We start from the raw sequence: 21,022 nt of genomic DNA on the forward strand, positions 1-21,022 counted from the left end.
GCTCTGCGGTTCATTCTAGGGCGGGGGCCGCCCTGCGTACAGCCTGGGTGAACCCCTCACGGGCCCGCGAGAAGCGTGAGCGCCGCCAGGGCCGCGAGCGGCGCCGTCTCGGCGCGCAGCACGCGCGGCCCCAGCGTGACCGGGGCGAAGCCGTGGAGCAGCGCCAGATCTTCCTCGACGCCGGAGAGGCCGCCTTCCGGGCCGGAAAGAAACACCACGGGCCCGGCGGGGGCCGCCGCCGCATGCAGTGGCGCGGTGCCCGCGCGCAGCGACAGCAGCAGGCGCTGTGCCGCCGCTTCGGCCCCGGCGCCACCCGCCTGCCGCGCACGCACCCAGCTGGCCAGGTCCACGGCGCCGTGCACCACGGGCACGCGGTTGCGGCCGCACTGCTCGCAGGCGGCCACGGCCACGGCCTGCCAGTGGGCAATTTTTTTCTCGGCCCGCTCGCCCTTGAGCTTGAGCACGCTGCGCTCGGCCACCAGGGGCGTGATGCTGGCCACGCCCAGCTCGGTGGCTTTCTCGACGAGCCAGTCCATGCGCTCGTTGGCGGTGATGCCCGCCAGCAGGTGCACCGTGCGCGCGGCTTCGCGTTCGGTGGCATGGTGCGCGCCCACCAGCACGCGCACGTCGCTGCGGCCCATGCGCAGCACGGTGGCGTCGAACTCGCCGCCCGGGTCGCCCCCGTCCTGGCCGCCGTGGAACAGCGTGATGGCGTCACCCGGCTGCAGGCGCAGCACCTGCACATGGCGCGCGGCGCCCGGGGGCAGGTCCAGCTCGGCGCCGGTGGACAGAAGGGCCGGGCAGTGGAAACGGGGCATTTGCTACCTAATTTATAGCTGTTTGCGCTTGAAGGACAAGCGCTACAGCCTGATTGGACTCGATTTTTCCTGGCATGCGCCCGGTGGCGCCCCTACATCCGGCCGTAGGCAAATCCCGTGACCGGCTCGGTGCCCTCGATCTGGTCGAGCATCTTGAGCAGGGGCCCCAGCTGGCGGTAGCGGTTGGCCGTGGCGCGGATGTAGGCCATGAAGCGCGGCGCGTCGGCCAGGTACCTGGGCTTGCCGTCGCGCAGGGTCAGGCGCGCGAAGATGCCCGCGACCTTGAGGTGGCGCTGCAGGCCCATCCATTCCACCGAGCGGTAGAACTCGCCGAAGTCATCGCCCCAGCCGCTGGCGCTGCGGGCGCCCAGCAGCCCGGCCTTGCGCGCCTTTTCCCAGTAACGCACGGTAATGTCGATGACAAACTCCTCTTCCCAGCTGATGAACGCGTCGCGCAGCAGGCTGGCGATGTCATAGGTGATGGGACCGTAGACGGCGTCTTGGAAGTCCAGCACGCCCAGGGGCGCGCCTTCTTCGACGGGGGCCATCAGGTTGCGCGTCATGAAGTCGCGGTGCACGTAGACCTGGGGCGCGGCGAGGTTGTGCGCCACGATGGCATCGAAGGCGCTGCCCAGGGTGGCCTGCTGCTGGTCGTCCAGCGTGACGCCGCGGTGTCGGCCCAGGTACCAGTCGGGGTACAGCGCCAGCTCGCGGCGCAGCAGCGCCTCGTCGTAGGCCGGCAGCACGCCGGGCTGGGAGGCCTTCTGCCAGTCCAGCAGCACATCGGTGGCCTGCTGGTACCAGGCGTAGGCGGCCTGGGGCTGCCCGGGGTCCAGCAGCTCGATCACCGTCCGGTGCCCCAGGTCGGACAGCAGCATGAATCCGCCGGGCTCGTCCCAGGCCAGGATCTGCGGCACGTTCAGGCCCGCGGACGCCATCAGGCCCTGCACCTGCACGAAGGGGCGACAGTTCTCCTGGTGGGGCGGGGCATCCATCACGATGCGGCTGCTGCCCGTGGCGCTGTCGATGCGCAGGTAGCGGCGGAAGCTCGCATCGGCCGACGCCGGGCGCAGCGTGGCGGGCAGCAGCTGGTGCGGGCCCACCAGGGGGGCGAGCCAGGCTTCGAAGGCTGTCTGGCGGGCCGCGTCGGGCCAGGCCACGGTGCAAGTTGCGGGGGTTGCCACGGCCATGCCCGGGGGCGGGCAGGCGGGAGAAGGGGAGGATGGGTGGCTCATGGATAATCCGATTTTACAAACCCGCTCCCCGCCTCCGTGGTGAGCGGGTCCTTCTTTCATCCGCCCCTGCCCATCGCCCCACGTGCCACGCCGCAAGCCCCCTACCGTGCAGACCCCTTCCCCCCGGACCCGGCCCGCCACGGCGAAGGCCGTGCGGCTGCGCGCGCCCGTGCCCCGGGCCCTGGCCTATGGCGTGGCGCTGGCCTGGTGCGGGCTGCCGCTCTCCGCGCTGGCGCAGGCGGCGGAGGCCCCCCCGCCCAGCGCCTGGGATGCACCGCCCGCGCTGCGCACCTCGCCGCTGCTGCAGGAAAAGATTCCGGACGCCGTGCGCCCCCAGCTGCCGGTGTTCGTGAAGGGTGACCACATCAGCGGCCAGACCGACCTGAACGCCGTCATCGAAGGCAATGCCGAATTGCGCCGGGGCGACACCGTGATCCGCGCCGACCGCCTGGACTACAACGTGCCCGAAGACCTGGCCAAGGCCAGCGGGCAGGTGCGCATCAACCGCGCGGGCAATGTGTACGAAGGCACGGCGCTGGAGCTGCGGGTGGATGCGTTCGAGGGCTTCTTCAGCGACGCGCGGTACAAGTTTCTGGCCACCCAGGCGCACGGCGATGCCACGCGCGTGGATTTCATCGACCGCGACCGGGCCGTGGTGCACAACGCCACGTACACCACGTGCGAGCGCGGCAATGAAGAAAGCTGGCGGCCCGACTGGGTGCTGCGCGCCGCCACCATCCGCATCGACAACGAGGAAGAGGTGGGTACGGCGGAAGACGCGGTGCTGGAGTTCAAGGGCGTGTCGCTGCTGCCGATTCCGTACATCACCTTCCCGCTGTCGGACAAGCGCAAGTCCGGCCTGCTGCCCCCGACCATCGGCCTGGACAGCCGCGACGGGGTGGCCTACATGCAGCCGTACTACTGGAACATCGCGCCCAACCGCGATGCCACGCTGCGCGCCGCCCTCATGACCAAGCGCGGCGCCAACCTGGGGGGCGAGTTCCGCTACCTGGAGCCGAGCTATTCCGGCCAGGTCAGCGCCGACGTCATGCCCACCGACCGCCTGCGCGACCGCATGCGGTGGAGCTTTTCGGGACAGCACCAGGGTGCTTTCAACACCGGCATCGGCGGGGTGGGGCTCAACCTCAACCTCAATCGCGTCAGCGATGACAACTACTGGCGCGACTTCGGCCGTGCCTCCGAGCTTCTGCGCCAGCGCCTGCTGCCCGGCGATGCCACGCTGTCCTGGGCGCGCAATGACATGTCCGCGAGCGTGCGCACCCTCAAGTGGCAGACGCTGCAGGACGTGACTTCTCCCATCGTGCCGCCTTACGACCGCATGCCCCAGCTGCAATGGCGCTATGCCCCCTCGCAGCTCGGTGGCGGGGTGGATGCCAGCGTGGAGCTGGACACCACGCGCTTCCAGGCGGCCCGCGAGCTGACGGGCCAGCCCAATGCCCACCGCAGCTATGCGATGGCGCAGATCAGCCGGCCGTTCCTGTCGCCCGGGGGCTTCGTCACGCCGCGCCTGCAGCTGCACGCCACGCAGTACCAGTTCGATACCCCGCTGTCCAATGGCGAGCGTTCGGCCAGCCGCGCGCTGCCCACCTTCAGCCTGGACAGCGGCCTGGTCTTCGAGCGCGACGCCGCATACTTCGGCCGCGCCTTCCTGCAGACGCTGGAACCGCGTGCTTTCTACACGTACACGCCGTACCGTGACCAGAGCCGCCTGCCCGTGTACGACACGGCGGCCAACGACTTCAATTTCGCCACCATCTACACCGAGAACGCCTTCGGGGGCAACGACCGGCTGGCCGACAACAACCTGCTTACCCTGGGCCTCAGCACACGGCTGCTGGACCCGAACACGGGCGCCGAGGCCGCGCGCTTCGGCGTTGCGCAACGCGTTCGTTTCTCCGACCAGCAGGTGACGCTGCCGGGCGGCGCGCCCGTGAGCGAGCGCCTGTCGGACCTGCTGCTGGGCGCGGGCATCACCTGGACGCCGCAGTGGGGCTTTGACTCCACCGTGCAGTACAACCCCAAGACCGGCCGTTCCATCCGCTCGACCATCGGTGCGCGCTACAGCCCGGGCAACTACCGCACCGTGAGCGCCGCCTACCGCCTGCAGCGCGGCACCAGCGAGCAGATCGACATTGGCTGGCAATGGCCGCTGGACGCGCTGTGGGGCAGCAGCGAGACCCACAACAACAAGCCATCCGGCGCCGCCGGCCGTGGCCAGGGCGGCGGGCGCTGGTACAGCGTCGGGCGACTGAACTACAGCCTGCAGGACCGCAAACTCGTGGACACCGTGGTGGGCTTTGAGTACGACAGCTGCTGCTGGATCGGCCGCGTGGTCCTCGAGCGCCTGCAAAGCAGTGTCACCACGTCCAACACCCGCCTGCTGTTCCAGATCGAATTCGTGGGCTTCTCCCGCCTGAGCCTGGGCTCCAGCCCCCTGGATACCTTCAAGCAAAATGTGCCGCGCTACCAGAACCTGCGCGAGCAGGTGACAACGCCCAGCCGTTTCAGCAACTATGACTAACGCTTAACGCCATGAATCACCGTGTCATCGCACTGGCCATTGCCACCTTGGCTTCCCTGATGTCCCAGGGCACCCTGGCCCAGGGCCTGCGCCCTTCCGGCGCGCCTGCAGGCAAGGGGCTGACGGCGCGCCCGGCGGCCGCACCTTCGATCACGCTGCCCGCGGAGACGGCGGCGGGCAGCGGCAGCAGTTCGGCGCCCCGTCAGGCGGATTTCATCGTGGCCGTGGTCAATTCCGAACCCGTGACCAACAACGAGGTGCGCTCGCGGCTCGCGCGCGCCGAGGCACAGCTGGCGCAGCAGGGGGGCGCCATGCCGCCGCGGGACCTGCTCGCCCGTGAAGTGCTCGAACGGATCATCCTGGAGCGCGTGCAGCTGCAGCAGGCGAAGGAGTCCGGCGTCAAGGTGGATGACTTCGCCGTGTCGCAGGCCGAGCAGGGCGTGGCCCGGCAGAACAACATGACGGTGGACGACCTCTACCGCCGCCTCGCGCGGGACGGCATGGGCAAGGAGCGCTTCCGTGAAGAGCTGCGCAACCAGCTGCTGCAGCAGCGCCTGCGCGAACGTGAAGTGGAGGCGCGCGTGAAGGTGTCCGACCTGGACATCGACCAGTACCTGCGCGAGCAGCAACGGGGCGCCGACGTGGCCTCGATGGAGATCAACCTGGGGCACGTGCTCGTCCTCGTCCCCGAGAATGCCAGCCCCGTGCAGGTGGCCGAGCGCCAGGCACGCGCCCAGCGCGCGGCGGACAAGGTGCGCGCGGGTGAGGACTTCGCGGCCGTCGCGCGCGAGTTCTCCGACGCGCCCGAAGGGCAGCGCGCCGCAGGCCTGCTGGGCCTGCGCCCGGCGGACCGGTATCCCGAACTGTTCGTGAACTCCACGCTGGGCCTGCCGGTGGGCAGCATCGTCGGGCCCGTGCGGTCGCCTGCGGGCTTTCACGTGCTCAAGGTGGTGGAGCGCGTCACGGCGGGGGTGCCCACCACGGTGGTGCAGAACCATGCCCGCCACATCCTGCTGCGCACCGGGCCGCAGCTGACGGAGTCCGCCGCCGCGGCGCGCCTGGCGGACTACCGGCGCCGCGTGCTGGCGGGCCAGGCCGACTTCGCGGCGCTGGCGCGCGAGCATTCCCAGGACGGCAGCTCCAAGGAGGGCGGCGACCTGGGCTGGGCCAATCCGGGCCGCTACGTGCCCGAATTCGAGCAGGCCTTGAACAGCCTCAAGCCCGGCGATGTCAGCGAGCCGCTGGTGTCGCGCTTCGGTGTGCACCTGATCCAGCTGCTCGAGCGCCGCGAGGCCAAGCTCACGCAGCGCGAGCAGCGCGACATGGCGCGCGATACCGTGCGCGAGAAGAAGCTGGACGAGGCCTACGCCACCTGGGCGCAGGAACTGCGCGGGCGCGCGTATGTGGAATACCGCGACCCGCCGCAATGAAGATGGAGTACGTTCCCCCGAGGCGCTGCGCACCTTCCTCCTCCTTCTTCCGTATCGCTGCGCGATGCGGGAAGGGAGGGGCCCCCGCCAGCGCCCCCCGGCGAAGCGCCGCCTGCGCGGCTTGGCCGCCCTTGCACAGCTCGCATGCCGTCTCCCGGCATATCGACAGCACCAGCGGGCCAATGGCATGAAGCACATCCCCCGCAAGCGCTTCGGGCAGCATTTCCTGTCCGACAAGGGCATCATCGAAGACATCGTGCAGGCCATTGCGCCCCAGCCGGGCCAGCCCATGGTCGAGATCGGACCGGGCCTTGCGGCGCTCACGCAGCCCCTGGTGGAGCGCCTGGGGCGCCTCACGGTCATCGAGCTGGACCGCGACCTGGCCTTGCGCCTGCGGCTGCATGGCCAGCTGGAGGTGATCGAGTCCGACGTGCTCAAGGTGGACTTCACCGCGCTGGCGCAAGCGATGCGCGAGAAGGCCGCGCAGCCTGGCCTGCGGCTGCGCGTGGTGGGCAACCTGCCCTACAACATCTCCACGCCCATCCTGTTCCATCTGCTGGACCATGTGCAGGTCATCGAAGACCAGCACTTCATGCTGCAAAAGGAAGTGATCGACCGCATGGTGGCCCAGCCTGCCACCAGCGACTACGGGCGCCTGTCGGTGATGCTGCAATGGCGCTACGCCATGGAAAACGTGCTGTTCGTTCCCCCGGAGAGCTTCGACCCGCCCCCGCGCGTGGACAGCGCCGTGGTGCGCATGGTGCCGCACGCAGAGCCCGCGCCCTTGTCGGTGCCCCTTCTGGAAGAGCTGGTGCAGGTCGCCTTCAGCCAGCGCCGCAAGCTGCTGCGCCACACGCTGGGCCGCTGGCTCGAAGCGCGCCAGTTCGCCGGCACCTTCGACACCCAGCGCCGCGCCGAGGAGGTTCCGGTGAGCGAGTTTGTGGCCTTGGCACAGCAGTGCTCTTGAATCAATAGCTGCTCGCGCTTGATGGATAAGCGCTAGAGTCTGATTTGACTAAGATGACAGCCACTGGCACGGCCCGAGCGGAGGATGCCAGGCAAGGGGCGCCCCGCAGTGAGGGCATCCCCCCTTTCCGGCGACGCCGGGAGAAGGGGGAAGCGGCGCGCAGCCGCTCAGGGGGATGAGCCGCCAGACTCAGGCAGCCGAAAGCCAGTAGCCGGCGTTGAAAGGGCTGCTCATGCGCAGCGCCATCGGGGACACGTCGACGAGCTTGTCGGTCGGCATTTTCTCGGCGGGCTCCGCGGCGATCTCAATGCCCTCGACACCCTGGGTGCCGGTAGCCTCGTTCGCCCGTTCTGCTTGGCTGGTGGATGCAGAACGGGCTACAGAAAAGAATAGAAACAGCGGAAGGGGATTTTTCGGTCGCCCCAATAGTCGGCGGCGTCGCGGAAGATATCGAGCAGCTGTTCACGCGCTTCCTTGTCGAACTTGCCGGTGGCGGGGATCTGCTCCAGCACCACGATGAAACCAGGCTGCGGGCCCGATTTGTGCAAGGGATCCGTCATGCAGTCGTACAGCGCATCAAAATTCTTGCCGAAGTGCGACGGGAAGGTGAATTGCCCGGCAATCAGGTCCAGCACATCCTGCTTGGACTGCGCGTGGGCCAGGTTGGCGTACAAGAAATGGTGACCCATGGAGGTGGCGGCATCCTGCAGGTCCTGCACGCGGAAGGCGCGAATGGACTGCACGATGTTGGTGCGCACGCCACGCAGTGGCGTTTCCAGGTCTTTACGAAGTGGCGTCTGCATCTCCGCTACTCTTTCTTTATAAAGTCCACAAACTTCTGGCTTCTCGCAAGGCTGCGGAATGCGGCCTGCGCGTGGGGGATTCAAGGTGGCGCGGTGTGCGCTGCCAGGGTTCTTCTGGTCTGCGTGCACCGCATCGGGGGTCATTCGACGATCTCGCGAAAACTGGCGTAGTGGTCGCCGGTGTAGTAGCAGGCGTCCGGAACCCGGGGCTTGCCGCCGCACACGATGCGCCGGGCTCCCCGGTCGCGCGATCCTGGCGTTCTGACGGTGTATTCACGGTAATAGCCCCGCTTGTGGGCGGGCAACAGCCGCTCGCGATTACCAAAAACCGATCCGTCCTTGTCATACGGAAAGGGGCCCCCCTCACGGATCAGCGCATACGTCGCACGCCCTTGGGGCGGCAACTCGGCCAGTGCGATGGGGGTGAGGGAACCGTCGGTGGACGGGGATTTCCGGGCATGCCCCGCCACCGGGGACAACACGAACGCAACACCCAAAACACACAAAAACCCTGCTTTGCGCGCCCGGGTGGCTACAGCCTTCAGCATCAACGAACCTTTCAGAAACTACGGGTTAACCCGAAATTTCGAGCCGCTAGTGTCGCTCAACGGCCCCCAAAAAGCAAGCGTCTGCACAAAGATTGGGCAGACGCTGAAGGGGGCAAGCAGCTTTTTAAGTTAGTGCTTGCTATCTATTTTGGGCTTATCTCGACACGTTGGCATCCGCCACGGTCAGGGCTGTCATGTTCACGATGCGGCGCACGGTGGCGCTGGGCGTCAGGATGTGGACCGGTTTGGCCGCTCCCAGCAGCACCGGGCCGATCGCGATGCCGCCGCCCGCGGCGGTCTTGAGCAGGTTGTAGGCGATGTTGGCCGCGTCGATGTTGGGGAACACCAGCAGGTTGGCGTCGCCCGTCAGTTCGCTGCTGGGCATGAGGGCCGCACGGGCCTTGCCGTCCAAGGCCACGTCGCCGTGCATCTCGCCGTCCACTTCCAGCCAGGGCGCCTGCTGGCGCAGCAGTTCCAGCGTCTGGCGCATCTTCACGGCGCTGGGGTGGTTGCTGGTGCCGAAATTGGAGTGCGACAGGAGCGCGGCCTTGGGCTTGATGCCAAAGCGCATCATTTCCTCCGCGGCCAGCGCGGTGATTTCGGCCAGCTCCTGGGGCGTGGGGTCGTAGTTGACGTGCGTGTCCACCAGGAAGACCTGGCGCCCTGGCAGCATGAGGCCGTTCATGCAGGCATACACGGGCACGTCCTGCGCCGTGCTGTCGGCGCCGCCCGCGTGCTTGCCGATCACCTGGTCGATGTAGAGCAGGTGGTTGGCCGTGGTGCCCCAGGTGCCGCAGATCAGGCCGTCCACCTCGCCCTTGTGCAGCATCATGCAGCCGATGAGCGTGAGGCGCCGGCGCATCTCGATCTTGGCGACCTGCTGGGTGATGCCCTTGCGCTCGGTCATGCGGTGGTAGGTCTGCCAGAAGTCGCGGTAGCGGTGGTCGAAATCGGTGTTGACCACGTCGTAGTCCACGCCTTCCTTCAGGCGCAGGCCGAATTTCTCGATGCGCTGGGCGATGATGGCCGGGCGGCCGATCAGCGTGGGACGGGCCACCTTCTCGTCCACCACGATCTGCGCGGCGCGCAGCACGCGTTCCTCTTCGCCCTCGGCGTAGGCCACGCGCTTGCGGGCCGCGGTGCGCGCGGCGTCGAAGATGGGCTTCATCGTCGTGCCCGAGGCGTAGACGAAGGTCTGCAGCCGGTCGCGGTAGGCGTCCATGTCGGCGATGGGGCGCTGCGCCACGCCGCTGTCCGCGGCGGCCTGGGCCACGGCCGGCGCGATCTTCATCATCAGGCGCGGGTCGAACGGCTTGGGGATCAGGTATTCGGGGCCGAACGTCAGCTTCTCGCCCACGTAGGCCGCGGCCACCACCTCGCTTTGCTCGGCCTGGGCCAGGTCGGCGATGGCGTGGACGGCGGCGATCTCCATCTCATCGGTGATGGTGGTCGCGCCGCAGTCCAGCGCGCCCCGGAAGATGTAGGGGAAGCACAGGACGTTGTTCACCTGGTTGGGGTAGTCCGAGCGCCCCGTGGCCATGATGATGTCGCCGCGCACGCTGTGCGCCAGCTCGGGCGTGATCTCCGGATTGGGGTTGGCCAGCGCGAAGATCACCGGCCGCTCGGCCATCGTGGCCACCATCTCGGGCTTGAGCACGTTGCCCGCCGACAGGCCCAGGAACACGTCCGCGCCCACCATCACCTCGGCCAGCTTGCGGGCCTCGGTCTTCTGCATGAACTGGCGCTTGTCGTCGTCCATCAGCTCTTCGCGGCCTTCATAGACCACGCCGGCCAGGTCGGTGACGAACACGTTCTTGCGCTGCACGCCCACCTTGAGCAGCAGGTTCAGGCAGGCCAGCGCCGCCGCGCCCGCGCCGCTGGTGACCAGTTTCACGTCCTCGATCTTCTTGCCCGCCACCTTGAGCGCATTCACGATGGCCGCCGCCACGGTGATGGCCGTGCCGTGCTGGTCGTCATGGAAGACGGGGATCTTCATGCGCTTGCGCAGTTCGCGCTCCACGTAGAAGCAGTCGGGTGCCTTGATGTCTTCGAGGTTGATCGCGCCGAACGTCGGCTCCAGCGCGGCGATCACCTCCACCAGCCTGGCCGGGTCCTTCTCGTCGATCTCGATGTCGAACACGTCCACGCCGGCGAACTTCTTGAACAGCACGCCCTTGCCTTCCATCACCGGCTTGGAGGCCAGCGCGCCGATGTCGCCCAGGCCCAGCACGGCGGTGCCGTTGCTGATGACGGCCACCAGGTTGCCACGCGCGGTGTAGCGGAAGGCGTTGGCGGGGTCCTTCACGATCTCCTCGCAGGGCGCGGCCACGCCGGGCGAGTAGGCCAGGGCCAGGTCGTGCTGGTTCACCATCTGCTTGGTGGCGGCGATGGCGATCTTGCCGGGCTTGGGAAATTCGTGGTACTCGAGAGCGGCACGGCGCAGCTGGGCGCGCTTGTCGGAATCGTTGTTGTTGTTCTGGGCCGTGGTGTTCTCGGGCATTCAGTGTCTCCAACTCAGGGGGTGGGTGCAAAAACCGGGCTGCAGAGGCGCTGCAGTGGCTGTCAGCTTTGTAAGGGTCTGCGATTGTAGGGCGGTGGTCGTGAAAACCCTAGTAAGCGAATCTGCTTATATGGGTGGATCAGCCATGACCCCATCGGCTGCAATCCCCCACAAGGCAAGACGCCCCGCAGCCGGGGCGGCTGCGGGGCGTCTTGGCCTGGGCGCGGGGGCTCGGTCAGCGGCTGCTGGGGAAGCTGAACACAGCGCCTTCGCGCACGCCGGCCGAGGGCCAGCGCTGCGTGATGGTCTTGCGCTTGGTGTAAAAGCGCACGGCATCGGGCCCGTAGGCGTGCAGGTCGCCGAACAGGCTGCGCTTCCAGCCGCCGAACGAGTGGTAGGCCACGGGCACGGGCAGGGGCACGTTCACGCCCACCATGCCGACCTGGATGTGGTCGGTGAAGTAGCGCGCGGCTTCGCCGTCGCGCGTGAAGATGCAGGTGCCGTTGCCGTATTCGTGGGCGTCGATCAGGTTCATCGCCTCTTGCAGCGTCTTCACGCGCACCACGCCCAGCACGGGGCCGAAAATCTCTTCCTGGTAGATCTTCATGCCGGGCCGGACGTTGTCGAACAGGCACGCGCCCAGGAAGTAGCCGTTCTCATGGCCTGCGGCCACCTGCACGCCCCGGCCATCCACCACCAGGGTCGCGCCTTCGGCCACGCCGCTGTCCACATAGGACTTCACTTTCTCGAAGTGCTGCCGGGTGACCAGCGGGCCCATGTCGTTGCCGTTGTCCGTGCCGGGGCCGACCTTCATCCTGGCGATCTCGGCCTTCAGCCCGGCGACCACGGCGTCTCCCACCTCGTCACCCACGGCGACGAGCAGGGGGATGGCCATGCAGCGCTCGCCGCAGGAGCCATAGGCCGCGCCCATCAGCGCGCTCACGGCGTTGCCCACGTCGGCATCGGGCATCAGCACCGCGTGGTTCTTGGCGCCGCCCAGGGCCTGCACGCGCTTGCCGTGCTTGCAGCCTTCGGCGTAGATGTACTCGGCGATGGGCGTGGAGCCCACGAAGCTCACGGCCTTCACGCGCGGGTCGGCCAGCAGCGTGTCCACCGCTTCCTTGTCGCCATTGACCACGTTGAGCACGCCGGGCGGCAGGCCGGCTTCGAGCGCGAGCTGGGCCACGAACAGCGTCGAGGACGGGTCGCGCTCCGACGGCTTGAGCACGAAGGTGTTGCCGCAGGCCACGGCCATGGGCCACATCCACAGCGGCACCATGGCCGGGAAGTTGAACGGGGTGATGCCGGCGCACACGCCCAGAGCCTGGAATTCGCTCCAGGAGTCGATGGACGGGCCCACGTTGCGGCTGTGCTCGCCCTTGAGCAGCTCGGGCGCGTAGCTGGCGAACTCCACGTTCTCGATGCCGCGCTGCAGCTCGCCATGCGCATCGGCCAGCACCTTGCCGTGCTCGGCGGTGATCAGGGCGGCGATCTTGTCGGCGTTGTCCTCGAGCAGGACTTTCAGCTTGCCCATCACGCGCGCGCGCTTGAGCGGCGGGGTGTTGCGCCAGGCCGGGAAGGCGGCCTGGGCCGAGGCGATGGCCTGTTCCACCGTGGCCTTGCTTGCCAGGGCCACGCTCGTGTGGGACTCGCCGGTGGCGGGGTCGAACACCGGCTGGGTGCGCGCCGTGTCGGCAACGGGCTGGCCGTCGATCAGGTGGCCGATGGTGGTGGTGACGTTCTTGTCGTGGTTCATGTCTGGATATGATTAAAAAATGCTTCCAGCGCCCATGTGACAAGCGCTGAAAGCTATCAATTCAGGAGCAAAAGGCGTGCCGCGTGTCAGGCGGTTTCCGCCAGGGCGTCGCCCAGGGCGTTCACCATGCGGTCGATTTCAGCCTCGGTGCTGATGAAGGGCGGGGCCAGCTGGATGGTGTCGCCGCCGTAGCGCACGTAAAAGCCCTTGTCCCAGCACTTCATGGCGATCTCGTAGGGCCGGCGGGCGGGCTCGCCCGGCAGCGCGGCGATGGTGATGCCCGCGGCCAGGCCGTAGTTGCGGATGTCCGCCACGTGCTTGGTGCCCTTGAGGCCATGCACGGCCTGCTCGAAATACGGTGCCAGCGCCTGGACGCGGCCGGGCATGTCTTCCTTTTGCAGGATGTCCAGCACCGCGTTGCCCGCCGCGCAGGCCACGGGGTGGGCCGAGTAGGTATAGCCGTGCGGGAACTCCAGCATGTACTCGGGGCCGCCCTGGCTGATGAAGGTGTCGTAGATCTCCTTGGTGGCGATCACGCCGCCCAGCGGCTGCGCGCCGTTGGTCACCTGCTTGGCGAAGTTCAGGATGTCGGGCGTCACGCCGAAGGCCTCGGCCCCCGTCCAGGCGCCGCAGCGGCCAAAACCGGTGATCACTTCATCAAAAATCAGCAGGATGTTGTTCTGCGTGCAGATCTCGCGGATGCGTTCCAGGTAGCCCTTGGGCGGGATCACCACGCCGGCCGAGCCCGAGAACGGCTCCACGATCACGGCGGCGATGTTCGATGCGTCGTGCAGCGCGATCACGTCGAGCAGCTTGTCGGCCAGCGCACGGCCGCCGTCCTCGGCCATGCCTTTCTGGAAGGTGCCGGCCGGTGGCTGGGTGTGGGGAATGTGGTCGGCCTCGATGCCCTGGCCGAAGGTCTTGCGGTTGCCCACGATGCCGCCCACGGAGATGCCGCCGTAGTTCACGCCGTGGTAGCCCTTCTCGCGGCCGATCAGGCGCGTCTTGCTGGCCTGCCCCTTGGCGCGCCAGTAGGCGCGGGCCATCTTGAGCGAGGTGTCGGCCGACTCGGAACCCGAGCCGGTGAAGAACACATAGTCGAGCCCGGCGGGGGTCAGCGCCTTGAGGCGGTTGGCCAGCTCGAAGGAAGCCGGGTGGCCGAACTGGAAGGCCGGGGAGTAGTCCAGCGTCGCGGCGGCCTTGCCGATGGCTTCGGCCACTTCCTTGCGGCCATGGCCCAGGCCCGAGCACCACAGGCCCGACAGGCCGTCGAAGATCTTGCGGCCCTCGGCGTCGGTGTAGTAGGCGCCCTGGCCGCTCACGATCATGCGCGGCTTGGCCTTGAAGTTGCGGTTGCCGGTGAAGGGCATCCAGTGCGCCTCCAGCCATTCGGCGTCCATGCGGGGGCCTTCGGCGCCAGCGGCGGTTTTTTCGATGTTGACGAAGCTCATGGGATTCTCCAGTGCAAGACGGCGGCAAAAGCAGGGGCAGGCCCGTCCATGCAGGGCGGGTGCGTGGCATTGTTGCGCTGGCGGTTAATCTCTAAAATAGTCCAATATCAATGTTTACTTGACGGTTTATGCAAGTAATGCCCGCCACCCCGCACGCCACCGCCACCCCAGCCGCTGCCCCGCCCGCCAGCGCGGCCCGGCACCGCGCCGTGCTGGGGCAGCTCAGCGACATGGACCTGCGCCTGCTGCAGGTGTTCAAGAGCGTGGCGGAGTGCGGGGGCATGTCGGCCGCCGAGCTGGAACTGAACATCGGCACCAGCACCGTGAGCCGCCACATGAAGGACCTGGAGACCCGCCTGGGCCTCACCCTGTGCCGGCGCGGGCGGGCCGGTTTCGCGCTCACGGCCGAGGGGCAGCGCGTATACGACGAAACCCTGCGGCTGCTGTCCGCGGTGGACGCGTTTCGCAGCAGCATCGATGACATCCACCGCCGCATGGGCGGCAGGCTGGAGGTGGCGGTGTTCGACAAGACCGCCAGCAACCCGGCCGCCCACATTGGCGATGCGATCGCGCTGTTCGCCAGCCAGGCGCCCGAAGTGAGCCTGCAGATGCACGTGGCCTCGATCCCGGCCATCGAGCGCGGGCTGATCGACGGCAGCTTCCACGTGGGCATCATCCCGGCGCACCGCACATCGCAAAGCCTGGTCTATGCCGACCTGTTCGCCGAAACCATGCTGCTGTACTGCGGCGCGCGCCACCCCCTGCACGGCACCGACCATGCCGCGCTGACCTGGGAATCGCTGCGCGCCTACCAGTTCGCGGGGCTGGGCTACCACTCGCCCAACATGGAGCTGAGCCACAGCACGCGCCTGCCGCGCAAGGCCACGGGCTTCGACCAGGAGTCGATCGCCACGCTCATCCTCTCGGGCCGCTACCTGGGTTTCCTGCCGGACCACTATGCCGAGGGCTTCGAGCGCCAGGGGCTCATGCAGGCGGTATTGCCCGGGCGGTTCCACTACCGCTGCCAGTTCGTGAGCGTGCTGCGCAAGTCGCCGCAGCCCCCGCGCGCGGCCCAGGCCTTCGCGCAATGCCTGCTGCAGGCGCATGGTTGATGGCGCCTTCCTTGCCTGCGCAGCGGTGCGGGCGGACAATCCCCGTTCCTTGACTGGGCGCTGTGCGCGGGGTACGTGATGGCAAGCATTTCTTCGATCGGCAGCTCCGGCCTTCAGGCCGCCCAGTTGCGGCTGGACGCGTCGGCCAACAACGTGGCCAACATGAACACCCCGGGCTACCGCCGCGAGGTGGTGGCGCAGGAAGAGGCCGCCGACAGCGCGGGGGTGCGCGCCACGGTGCAGCGCGAGCAGGAGGCGCAAGGGGTGGCGCTGGAGAAGGAGGCCGTCGAGCAGATGTCGGCCACCTATGCGTTCAAGGCCAACCTGCAGACCCTCAAGACACAGGATGAGATGATGGGCTCGCTGCTGGACGTGAAGGCCTGACGGCCATCGCGGTCCACGCCCCCGACAAAGCCCCGCCAGCCGGGGCTTTTTTCTTTTCCTGTTTCCTTCCGGTGCCTAGCCGGGGCCGGCGGGGGCCAGCCCGGCCAGGCGCTGGACCAGCCAGCGCTGAAAAGCCAGGCCCGTGGCGGTGCGGCTGCGCAGGGGGATTGTGTACATGGTGGCTCCTTGGGATGACGGGGGTCAGCCGGCCTGCAGCGCCGCGTTGGGCGTGTGGGCGAGGGCGGAGTCGCGCGCGCGGCGCCGGGCGGCGCGGTCCCAGGCCTTCTCATGGAAGAAGAAGGCCACCGCCTGCACCGTGGGCTCGAGCAGGCTCAGGGTGAGCGAGGCCCACAGGTTGCCGGTCACGGCGTAGGCCACCAGGGCGGCCACGCCAATGTGGATCAGGTAGTAGCTGCCCGTCTTCAGCAGCATGGTCTTGTTCTGGCGGGCGGCGCGGCGGATGTGGGACATGGAGGACTCCGGGTATCTGCAAGCCCCGCCGTGGCGGCAGGGATGAAGGAATGGTAGTCATTCTCAATAGCAAAAGCCAATTGGTACTGGCTAATACAAACATAGGCGCTATCAAACGCCCGCGCCGGACGGGTGGTGCGGCGGGGCCGCGCCCGGGTGGGAAGCCCTTCACGCCGGCGGGCTGAAAAAAGCGCCGGCCGGCACCGGTGCCGTTGCTATGATGGCCGCTCTTTTCAACCCCCTCTTACAACCGCCGGGAGCACACATGGCCCTCATGGACTTCATCAAGAAACAGTTCATTGACATCATCCAGTGGACTGAAGAGGGGGACGGCACCCTGGCCTGGCGTTTCCCGATGGCGGGCATGGAAATCCAGAACGGCGGCACGCTGGTGGTGCGCGAGTCGCAGATGGCGGTGTTCGTGAACGAGGGCCAGGTGGCCGACGTGTTCGCGCCCGGCACCTACAAGCTCACCACGCAGACGCTGCCGGTGCTCACCTACCTCAAGAACTGGGACAAGCTCTTCGAGTCCCCCTTCAAGAGCGACGTCTACTTCTTCAGCACGCGCCAGCAGATCGACCAGAAGTGGGGCACGCCCCAGCCCATCACGATCCGCGACAAGGACTTCGGCGCCGTGCGCCTGCGCGCGTTCGGCAACTACGCGTTCCGCATCGCCGACCCCAAGCTGTTCCACACCGAGATCTCCGGCACGCGCGAGTCCTACCCCGTGGCCGACCTCGAAGGCCAGCTGCGCGGCCTGGTGCTGCAGAACATCAGCAACGCCATCGCGGGCAGCGGCCTGCCGTTCCTGGACCTGGCGGCCAACCAGGTCATGTTCGCCGATGCGCTGACCAAGGAGCTCGCGCCCGTCTTCGCCAAGCTGGGCCTCCTGATCGAGAACCTCACGGTGCAGAACGTCTCGCTGCCCGAGGAGCTGCAAAAGATCCTCGACCAGAAGATCGGCATGGGCATGGTCGGCAACGACATGGGCAAGTTCATGCAGTACCAGACGGCGCAGGCCATCCCCAAGTTCGCCGAAGGCGCGGGCAATGGCGGTGGCGGCATCGCGGGCGACGCCATGGGCCTGGGCGCGGGCGTGGCGCTGGGCCAGGTGCTGGCGCAGAACCTGCAGCAGGGCCTGCAAGGCGGCGGTGCGGCCGCGCAGGCAGCGCCTGCGGCGGCTGCTGCTGCCGCAGTGGGCGTCAAGCCCGAGGACGTGATGGCCACGCTGGAGAAGCTGGGCGAGCTCAAGTCCAAGGGCATCCTGACCCAGGAAGAGTTCGACGCCAAGAAGGCCGAACTGCTCAAGAAGCTGGTCTGATTCCGGTTGCTATCATAAATATAGCTGCTTGCGCTGGAGGGATCAGCGCCAGAGGCCAAAAAGGCCCCAAAGCCGCGTAGCGCGGCGCAGGCAGCAGCCCCCCGATGGCCACCGACCCCACACAGCGTTACTACCGCGCGCCCTGCCCGGGCTGCGGCGCGCCGGTTGAATTCCGCAGCGCGCAGTCCACGCACGCCGTCTGCGGCTACTGCCAGAGCACCGTGGTGCGCAACGGCGACGTGCTCCAGCGCCTGGGCAAGATGGCCGAGCTGTTCGACGACCACAGCCCGCTGCAGCTCATGGCCAGCGGGCGCATCCAGCTCGATGGCAAGGATGTGCCCTTCACCCTCATCGGCCGCCTGCAGTACAAGGGCGACGCGGGCACCTGGACCGAATGGGCCGCCTTTTTGCAGGACGGCACCCTGGCCACGCTGGGCGAGGACAACGGCGCCTACGTCTTCACCCGCCCCATCGACCCGGGCCGCGAGATGCCCGAGGCCGCGCGCTTTCGCATCGGCAGCACCACCGCCATCAACGGCAAGCCCTACAGCGTGGCCTACACGGGCCAGGCATCGCTCATCTCGGCCCAGGGCGAGCTGCCCAAGCTGCCGCCGCTGGGCCATCCGTTCGGCATGGTCGAACTGCGCAGCGCCGACGGCGAAGTGGTCAGCATCGACTACGGCCACACGCCGCCCAACGTCGAGCGCGGCAAGGCCGTGCTGCTGGAAGACCTGCAGCTCACCGGCCTCAAGGACGAATCGGCCAAGGACGAAAAAGGCCGCCAGTTCAACTGCCCGCACTGCGGCGCGCCCGTGCAGGTGCAGCTGTCCACCTCCAAGAGCGTCACCTGTGGCTCGTGCGCCAGCATCATCAGCCTGGACAGCGGTGTGGGCGGCGAGCTGCGCTCGGCCGAGCAGGACGAGCCCGTGCAGCCCCTCATTCCGCTGGGCAGCAAGGGCCAGCTGCAGGGCGTGCACTGGCAGGTGGTGGGCTTTCAGCACCGCATGGGCCTGGAGCCCGGCGACGACGAGCATTTCGGCTGGAGCGAATACCTGCTCTACAACCAGAAGCGCGGTTTTGCCTTTCTGGTCGATTCCGAAGAAGGCTGGAGCATGGTGCGCCCCACCACGGGCGCGCCGCAGATGGCGGCCACGGGGCGCTCGGCCACCTACATGGGCACCAAGTACGACCTCAAGTACACCTACGAGGCCGAAACCACCTATGTGCTGGGCGAGTTCTACTGGCAGGTCACGCGCGGGCAGAAAACCACCAACCGCGACTTCGCCAGCGCCAAAGGCCTGCTCTCGATGGAGCAAAGCCCCAATGAGATCACCTGGTCGGCCGGCGACAAGCTCGCCAGCGACACGGTGGCCAAGGCCTTCAAGCTCGACGACAAGAAAGACGTGCTGCAGCGCGACGACCCGGGGCCCTTCGTGGCCAAGTCCGGGCTGGGCTGCGGCACCGTCATCCTCATCGCCATTGTCATCCTCATCCTGCTGTTGCTGCTCAGCCGCTGCAGCCGCTGCGACCCGCGGGTGGAGAACTGCTCGTCGTCCAGCTACCGCAGCTCGGGCGGCTCGTATGGCGGGTATTCGTCCGGCGGCAGCCACAAGTAGCCCCGGGTTGCCGCAAGCCCGGGGGGCGCCGGCAGTTTTGCAACCTTTCCCGCCAGCCTGTCTGGCGGCAACCTTTTCGTTCAAGGAGATCACATCATGATGGGAATCGAATGGCTCAGGCCCGCGGCGTTCCTCGGGTCCATCCTGTATGCGCTGATTGGCGTGGTCATCTTCTGGCTGTGCTTCGTCATCGTCGACAAGATCACGCCGTATGACCTGTGGCGCGAAATCGTCGAGAAGCAGAACCAGGCGCTGGGCCTGGTGGTGGCGGCGATGTGCCTGGGCATCAGCATCATCGTGGCGGCGGCGATCCACTGACGCACCTTGCCTGAAGCGGCGCTCCCCCCGGGGCCGCGCCGGTGACCGCCTTGCAATCCGACCTGAATTCCCCCGCCTCCCCGCCCGAGGCCATGGGCGCCCGCTCCGGCCCCCGCCCCATCGAGATCGCCCTGCTCACCAGCGTCTTCGTCGTGGCCGCCTGCGGCCTGCTGTACGAGCTGGCCGCGGGCGCGCTCGCGTCCTATGTGCTGGGCGACTCGGTGCTGCAGTTCTCCACCATCATCGGCACCTACCTGTTCGCCATGGGCGTGGGTTCGTGGCTGTCGCGCTACTTCGAGCGGCAGCTGCCGGCGCACTTCCTGCGCATCGAGCTGCTGGTGGCGCTGGTTGGCGGCGCGCTGCCGGCCACCCTGTTCCTGGCCAACGCCTACACGCCGGGCGCGTTCCGCTTCCTGCTGTACGGCATGGTGCTCATGGTGGGCACGCTGGTGGGGCTGGAGATCCCGCTGGTCATGCGCATCCTCAAGCGCAACGTGGCGCTCAAGGACCTGGTCTCGCAGGTGCTCACGTTCGACTACCTGGGCGCGCTGGCGGTGTCGCTGGCGTTCCCGCTGCTGCTGGTGCCGCACCTGGGGCTCATCCGCACGGGGCTGCTCTTCGGCCTGATGAACGCGGCCGTGGCGCTGTGGGCGGTGTGGCTGTTCCGGCATGAATTGCGGCGCCTGAAGGCGCACCTGGCGGCCTGCGTGATGGTGCTGGGCATCCTGCTGGCCGCCCTGGCGGGGGCCGAATACATCACCAGCGTGGCCGAGGACAAGTTCTACCAGGACCGCATCGTGTTCAGCACCGCATCGCCCTACCAGCGCATCGTGGTCACGCACGGGCGTGTGGGGCACCGGCTGTACCTCAACGGCAACCTGCAGTTCGCGCAGTCCGACGAGTACCGCTACCACGAGGCCCTGGTGCACCCCGCCATGTCGGCACACGGTGCGCCCAAACGCGTGGCGGTGCTGGGCGGTGGCGACGGCATGGCGGTGCGCGAGATCCTCAAGTACCCGTCGGTCGAGTCCGTGACGCTGGTCGAACTGGACCCGGCCATGACAAAGATCTTCAGCGAGAACCCCACGCTCGCGCGCCTGAACGGCAACGCCTTGCAGAACCCCAAGGTGAAGATCGTCAACACCGATGCCTTTGGCTGGCTGCAGGAGGGATCGGACACGTTTGATGTCATCGTGGTGGACTTTCCCGACCCCACCAATTTTTCCATCGGCAAGCTCTACACCAACAGCTTCTATGCGCTGCTGGACAAGCGCCTGGCGGCCAGCGGCTATGCGGTGGTGCAGACCACGTCGCCGCTGGTGGCGCGCCAGAGCTTCTGGACCGTGGTGCAGACCATCGAGTCCGTGGGCCTGCAGGCCGCGCCGTACCACGCCCATGTGCCCAGTTTTGGCGAATGGGGCTTCATCATCGCCAGCCGCAGGCCCTGGCGCCTGCCCGGGGCCTTGCCCGATGGCCTGCGGTTTCTGGGCACCGACTCGCTGCCCCTGCTGTTCGATTTTCCGCGCGACATGGCGCGGGTGCCCGCCGAGGTGAACCGGCTGTCCAACCAGGCGCTGGTGCACACGTACGAGCGCGAGTGGGGAAAACATTGAGAAGCCCCCCTGAGCCGCTTCGCGTCTTCCCCCCGCTCTCGCAGCGCTGCGCGCAGCGGGCAGGGGGACGCCCCCAGCGCACGCCAGCGAAGCGCCGCCAATGCGGCTTTGCGGCCCTTGCGCGGGGGCCGCTGGTC

The 21,022-nt window shown here is 67.7% G+C and carries 17 protein-coding genes; 9 read left to right on the forward strand and 8 right to left on the reverse strand.

What is annotated here, in order from left to right; translation table 11 throughout:
- Positions 1-56: 56 nt before the first annotated feature.
- Both KW843_RS20760 and KW843_RS20765 read right to left on the reverse strand, forming a co-directional pair.
- Complete coding sequence (locus KW843_RS20760) at positions 57-818, reverse strand: 16S rRNA (uracil(1498)-N(3))-methyltransferase (RefSeq protein ID WP_218297055.1); 762 nt, start codon at positions 816-818, stop codon at positions 57-59.
- 92 nt (positions 819-910) lie between these two features.
- On the reverse strand, positions 911-2,053 hold the full coding sequence (locus KW843_RS20765; RefSeq protein WP_370628522.1) for an aminoglycoside phosphotransferase family protein: 1,143 nt from the start codon (positions 2,051-2,053) through the stop codon (positions 911-913).
- 106 nt (positions 2,054-2,159) lie between these two features.
- Here KW843_RS20765 and KW843_RS20770 point away from each other — a divergent pair, with 106 nt between their 5' ends.
- The 3 genes from KW843_RS20770 to rsmA all read left to right on the forward strand — a co-directional run bounded on the left by KW843_RS20770 (position 2,160) and on the right by rsmA (position 6,992).
- Positions 2,160-4,595, forward strand: coding sequence for an LPS-assembly protein LptD (locus KW843_RS20770; RefSeq protein WP_370627751.1), 2,436 nt, complete (start codon positions 2,160-2,162; stop codon positions 4,593-4,595).
- 11 nt (positions 4,596-4,606) lie between these two features.
- Complete coding sequence (locus KW843_RS20775; protein WP_218297056.1) at positions 4,607-6,025, forward strand: peptidylprolyl isomerase; 1,419 nt, start codon at positions 4,607-4,609, stop codon at positions 6,023-6,025.
- 187 nt (positions 6,026-6,212) lie between these two features.
- On the forward strand, positions 6,213-6,992 hold the full coding sequence (gene rsmA / locus KW843_RS20780; protein ID WP_218297057.1) for a 16S rRNA (adenine(1518)-N(6)/adenine(1519)-N(6))-dimethyltransferase RsmA: 780 nt from the start codon (positions 6,213-6,215) through the stop codon (positions 6,990-6,992).
- Positions 6,993-7,369: 377 nt separating this feature from the next.
- On the opposite strand, the gene KW843_RS20790 is transcribed toward rsmA, so the two are convergent.
- The 5 genes from KW843_RS20790 to KW843_RS20810 all read right to left on the reverse strand — a co-directional run bounded on the left by KW843_RS20790 (position 7,370) and on the right by KW843_RS20810 (position 14,050).
- Positions 7,370-7,795, reverse strand: coding sequence for a barstar family protein (locus KW843_RS20790; RefSeq protein WP_010464776.1), 426 nt, complete (start codon positions 7,793-7,795; stop codon positions 7,370-7,372).
- A gap of 140 nt (positions 7,796-7,935) precedes the next feature.
- A complete protein-coding gene (locus tag KW843_RS20795) occupies positions 7,936-8,343 on the reverse strand; it encodes a ribonuclease domain-containing protein (protein WP_218297058.1) in 408 nt (135 codons plus the stop codon).
- A gap of 154 nt (positions 8,344-8,497) precedes the next feature.
- Positions 8,498-10,843: an NADP-dependent malic enzyme gene (locus KW843_RS20800; RefSeq protein WP_218297059.1), complete on the reverse strand. Its 2,346-nt coding sequence runs from the start codon at positions 10,841-10,843 to the stop codon at positions 8,498-8,500.
- 235 nt (positions 10,844-11,078) lie between these two features.
- On the reverse strand, positions 11,079-12,599 hold the full coding sequence (locus KW843_RS20805) for a CoA-acylating methylmalonate-semialdehyde dehydrogenase (protein ID WP_218297060.1): 1,521 nt from the start codon (positions 12,597-12,599) through the stop codon (positions 11,079-11,081).
- A gap of 86 nt (positions 12,600-12,685) precedes the next feature.
- On the reverse strand, positions 12,686-14,050 hold the full coding sequence (locus tag KW843_RS20810) for an aspartate aminotransferase family protein (protein WP_218297061.1): 1,365 nt from the start codon (positions 14,048-14,050) through the stop codon (positions 12,686-12,688).
- A 209-nt stretch (positions 14,051-14,259) separates the two neighbouring features.
- On the opposite strand from KW843_RS20810, the gene KW843_RS20815 reads away from it, so the two are divergent.
- Positions 14,260-15,162: a LysR family transcriptional regulator gene (locus KW843_RS20815; RefSeq protein ID WP_218297210.1), complete on the forward strand. Its 903-nt coding sequence runs from the start codon at positions 14,260-14,262 to the stop codon at positions 15,160-15,162.
- A gap of 78 nt (positions 15,163-15,240) precedes the next feature.
- The gene (locus tag KW843_RS20820) at positions 15,241-15,546 is read left to right on the forward strand and encodes a flagellar basal body protein (RefSeq protein WP_218297062.1); all 306 of its coding nucleotides are present in this window, start codon (positions 15,241-15,243) and stop codon (positions 15,544-15,546) included.
- 201 nt (positions 15,547-15,747) lie between these two features.
- Here KW843_RS20820 and KW843_RS20825 read toward each other — a convergent pair whose 3' ends face one another.
- The gene (locus KW843_RS20825; RefSeq protein WP_218297063.1) at positions 15,748-16,017 is read right to left on the reverse strand and encodes a DUF2061 domain-containing protein; all 270 of its coding nucleotides are present in this window, start codon (positions 16,015-16,017) and stop codon (positions 15,748-15,750) included.
- Positions 16,018-16,282: 265 nt separating this feature from the next.
- Here KW843_RS20825 and KW843_RS20830 point away from each other — a divergent pair, with 265 nt between their 5' ends.
- From KW843_RS20830 to KW843_RS20845, 4 genes are all read left to right on the forward strand, one after another.
- Positions 16,283-17,338, forward strand: a complete 1,056-nt coding sequence (locus KW843_RS20830; protein ID WP_218297064.1) for an SPFH domain-containing protein — start codon at positions 16,283-16,285, stop codon at positions 17,336-17,338.
- 104 nt (positions 17,339-17,442) lie between these two features.
- Entirely contained in the window at positions 17,443-18,954 is a 1,512-nt protein-coding gene (locus tag KW843_RS20835) for a DUF4178 domain-containing protein (protein WP_218297065.1), read from the forward strand.
- Positions 18,955-19,050: 96 nt separating this feature from the next.
- Complete coding sequence (locus KW843_RS20840) at positions 19,051-19,272, forward strand: DUF350 domain-containing protein (RefSeq protein WP_370627755.1); 222 nt, start codon at positions 19,051-19,053, stop codon at positions 19,270-19,272.
- 92 nt (positions 19,273-19,364) lie between these two features.
- Positions 19,365-20,885 carry a polyamine aminopropyltransferase gene (locus KW843_RS20845; protein WP_218297212.1) on the forward strand — a complete coding sequence of 507 codons (1,521 nt, stop codon included), beginning with the start codon at positions 19,365-19,367 and terminating at the stop codon, positions 20,883-20,885.
- Positions 20,886-21,022: the final 137 nt, after the last annotated feature.

The organism is Acidovorax sp. sif1233 (assembly GCF_019218755.1).
Classification (GTDB): domain Bacteria; phylum Pseudomonadota; class Gammaproteobacteria; order Burkholderiales; family Burkholderiaceae_C; genus Acidovorax.